The organism is Candidatus Endomicrobiellum agilis, assembly GCF_020328115.1.
GTDB lineage: Bacteria > Elusimicrobiota > Endomicrobiia > Endomicrobiales > Endomicrobiaceae > Endomicrobiellum > Endomicrobiellum agilis.
Genome location: NZ_JAIXMW010000019.1, coordinates 1 through 3,049 on the forward strand (window position 1 = coordinate 1; position 3,049 = coordinate 3,049).

The window sequence follows — 3,049 nt, forward strand, 5'->3', positions numbered from 1 at the left end:
GAAATAATTGGGCAGCCAGAAATAATTGGGCAGCCAAATTGCGAAGCATGGCTTTTTTATGAGAACTAGTTACCCCCAATTTGCTTCCATTATAAGTTTTTATCATTTTTTAACTCCGTTCCAAGAGATAAATTTAATTCTTGAAGTCTACTCTTAATTTCCTCAAATGTACGTTTTCCGAACTTATCAAAGTTCATTAAATCATCTTCTCTCATTTTAACAAGGTCACCAATAGTCTCTATACCTGCATTCTTTAAACTATTCGAAGCCCTTCTTGAAAGATCCATAGCATCTATAGACTGACCTAAAACACCGTCTTTTTGCCTTCTATTATCTTCTACCTTTCCAGCAGAATCTTTGGCAACAACATCTTCAAGCTCAACAGGCTCATCAGTAAAAATAACAAGTCTATTTCTCAAAATCTTTGCAGATTTTATCAAAGCGTCTCTTGGGGAAACTGATCCGTCTGTCCATATTTCCATAACAAGCCTATCATAATTAAGAGTCTGTTCTACACGTGTATTTTCCACTTCGTAGTTAACTTTTGTTACAGGAGAATATAAAGCATCTAAAAATATCGTGCCGACGGGATACTTGCCTGCTTTTGCTTCTTCGGCAAGAACATACCCCTTGCCTTTGGTGACTTCCATTTCTATTTCAATAGATGCCCCTTTGTCTATATTTGCAATTTCTTGTTCGGGATTCATTATCTCAACATTGATGTTTTTCTCAATATCTTTAGCAGTTACCTTCCCCTCTTTCTTTACTTTTAAATATAACCTCTCAGGGCCGTCAGAGTTCATCTTCAATCTTATCTTCTTTAAATTTAAAACTATCTGCGATACATCTTCTTTTATACCTTTTAAAACCGCAAACTCGTGCACAGCACCCGTAATTCTTACAGAAGAAATTGCAAAACCCTCAAGGCTTGAAAGAAGGATTCTTCTCAAAGAATTACCTATTGTATGACCATAGCCACGCTCAAAAGGTTCGGCAGTAAAATGCCCATAGAACTCACTAGCGGTTTTTTTGTTTAAAGTAAATTTACGTAATTTTTCTAAATCCAATGCTTTCATACTTTATAACCTCGCTTAACAAGCTTTGCAGCTGTTAGTTTATTTTGAATAATATTCAACTATAAGCTGGCTGTTTATAGGATGGGAAGCTTCCCCCGCCAAAGGTTCGCTTACAATTGTTCCCTCAATTTTATTTTTATCAAAATTCAACCAAACAGGAACGTTTGAAGTACTCCCTTCAACTAATTTTTTTATAACAGCGTTTGCCTTGTATTTCTCGGGCACGGCTATAATATCGCCTGCTTTCACTTGGTAACGAGGTAAGTCTATTTTTTTGCCGTTTACTAAAATATTCCCATGATTTATTACTTGTCTTGCCATTTTCTTAGAAGAGGCTAGCCCTAAACGGTATACTACATTATCAAGCCTAAGCTCCAGGATTTTAAGTAAATTATCTCCGGTGGAACCTTTCATTTTTTCAGCCGTCTTGTAGTAGTGGACAAACTGCTCTTCAGTTAAACCGTAAACTCTTCTTGCTTTCTGTTTCTCGCGCAAATGCTTTGCATAGTCAGATATTTTTACCCTCGCTGCTCCGTGCTGCCCAGGAGCATTTTTGCCTCTTTTTTTATCAAGAGCACAATTTGCTGAGCATCTTTCACCTTTAAGAAAAAGCTTTTCTTTTTCACGGCGACATAACTTACATACTGAACCTAAATAGCGTGACATCTATTAAAACCCTCCCAGGTTGTTTTTCTATATCTAAAATAAATGTCCGACAGCAGCCGTTGTGCCGGGCATCATTTCTAATGTTATATTCTTCTTGGTTTTGGAGGACGACACCCGTCGTGAGGAACAGGTGTAATATCTTTTATAGCAGTTATTGTAAGACCTGAACTCTGCAAACCTCTTATAGCTGTTTCTCTCCCTGGCCCTGGGCCATTTACAAGAACTGCAACGCTTTTAACGCCGATATCCATAGCCTTTTTACCTACTGTAGCGGCAGTCATCTGGGCCGCAAATGGCGTACCCTTTTTTGTTCCTTTAAATCCTGAGCCTCCAGCAGACGCCCAAGACAAAGTGTTTCCTCTTTCATCAGTTATATTAACAATTGTATTGTTAAATGTTGACAATATATATGCTCTAGCTACTCCGCCGGTATATTTTCTCTTTTTAGAACTGCCGGTCTTCTTTTCTTCTGCCATACTTCCTCCATTCTTGTTTTACAAATATATAAATTTTAAATTAACAAACATTAAGTTTGAATCTTAACCTTTCTTACCAGGAGATACAGCCGCCTTACCTGCTCCTACGGTTTTTCTCTTACCGCGCCTAGTGCGCGCATTAGTTTTAGATCTCTGCCCTCTTACTGGAAGGTTTCTTCTATGGCGAGAGCCTCTGTAACTTCCTATTTCTATAAGTCTTTTAATATTTGCTTGGATTTCTCTTCTGAGATCTCCTTCAACTTTTAAACTTTTTGTTATAAGATTGTTTATTTTGTTTACTTCTTCTTCAGTTAGATCTTTAACTCTTTTAGCGGGATCCAATGAAAGTTCCGCTATAATTTCGTTTGATATAGCAGGCCCTACTCCATAAATATATCTTAACGCAATATCAAGCCTTTTATTCTTTGGTAAATCTACTCCGGCAACACGAGCCATTTATCTATCCTCCAGATTATTTGCTTCTTTTTTTATCCAAAAAAATTAAAATAACAAACTTTCGGCCTGTCATTTTTAACTTTACCGACTTATCCTTGTCTCTGCTTATGCTTAGGCTCTAAACATACAACTCTTACTACACCTTTGCGTTTTACAACTTTACACTTTTGACAAATAGGTTTTACCGATGCTCTGACTTTCATTTTATACTCCATTATTTCTAATCTTTTATAGACAATTCTTTAGTATTATATCATAAAACGACAAAAAAACGATGCGTTAGGTCAGTCTATAGATGCTATGGATCTTTCAAGAAGGGCTTCGAATAGTTTAAAGAATGCAGGTATAGAGACTATTGGTGACCTTGTTAAAATG

At 36.8% G+C, this 3,049-nt stretch carries 6 protein-coding genes; 1 reads left to right on the forward strand and 5 read right to left on the reverse strand.

Going from position 1 to position 3,049, the window contains the following annotated elements; translation table 11 throughout:
- Window positions 1–89: 89 nt before the first annotated feature.
- From LE179_RS06410 to rpmJ, 5 genes are all read right to left on the reverse strand, one after another.
- Window positions 90–1,076, reverse strand: a complete 987-nt coding sequence (locus tag LE179_RS06410) for a DNA-directed RNA polymerase subunit alpha (RefSeq protein ID WP_374129543.1) — start codon at window positions 1,074–1,076, stop codon at window positions 90–92.
- A gap of 39 nt (window positions 1,077–1,115) precedes the next feature.
- The gene (rpsD, locus tag LE179_RS06415) at window positions 1,116–1,742 is read right to left on the reverse strand and encodes a 30S ribosomal protein S4 (RefSeq protein ID WP_374129544.1); all 627 of its coding nucleotides are present in this window, start codon (window positions 1,740–1,742) and stop codon (window positions 1,116–1,118) included.
- 83 nt (window positions 1,743–1,825) lie between these two features.
- The gene (rpsK, locus tag LE179_RS06420) at window positions 1,826–2,218 is read right to left on the reverse strand and encodes a 30S ribosomal protein S11 (protein ID WP_374129545.1); all 393 of its coding nucleotides are present in this window, start codon (window positions 2,216–2,218) and stop codon (window positions 1,826–1,828) included.
- A gap of 63 nt (window positions 2,219–2,281) precedes the next feature.
- Window positions 2,282–2,674 (reverse strand): 30S ribosomal protein S13, encoded by a 393-nt coding sequence (rpsM, locus tag LE179_RS06425; protein ID WP_374129546.1) that lies wholly within the window; start codon window positions 2,672–2,674, stop codon window positions 2,282–2,284.
- 89 nt (window positions 2,675–2,763) lie between these two features.
- On the reverse strand, window positions 2,764–2,877 hold the full coding sequence (gene rpmJ, locus LE179_RS06430; RefSeq protein ID WP_374129547.1) for a 50S ribosomal protein L36: 114 nt from the start codon (window positions 2,875–2,877) through the stop codon (window positions 2,764–2,766).
- Between the two features lie 52 nt (window positions 2,878–2,929).
- On the opposite strand from rpmJ, the gene LE179_RS06435 reads away from it, so the two are divergent.
- Window positions 2,930–3,049, forward strand: a 120-nt coding sequence (locus LE179_RS06435; protein ID WP_374129548.1) for a DNA-directed RNA polymerase subunit alpha C-terminal domain-containing protein, incomplete at its 3' end; no start/stop codon positions are given.

Bases quoted from the DNA above. Each gene is read 5' to 3' on its own strand.
- LE179_RS06410 (WP_374129543.1), bottom strand. From the start codon at position 1,076: ATGAAAGCATTGGATTTAGAAAAATTACGTAAATTTACTTTAAACAAA.
- rpsD (WP_374129544.1), bottom strand. From the start codon at position 1,742: ATGTCACGCTATTTAGGTTCAGTATGTAAGTTATGTCGCCGTGAAAAA.
- rpsK (WP_374129545.1), bottom strand. From the start codon at position 2,218: ATGGCAGAAGAAAAGAAGACCGGCAGTTCTAAAAAGAGAAAATATACC.
- rpsM (WP_374129546.1), bottom strand. From the start codon at position 2,674: ATGGCTCGTGTTGCCGGAGTAGATTTACCAAAGAATAAAAGGCTTGAT.
- rpmJ (WP_374129547.1), bottom strand. From the start codon at position 2,877: ATGAAAGTCAGAGCATCGGTAAAACCTATTTGTCAAAAGTGTAAAGTT.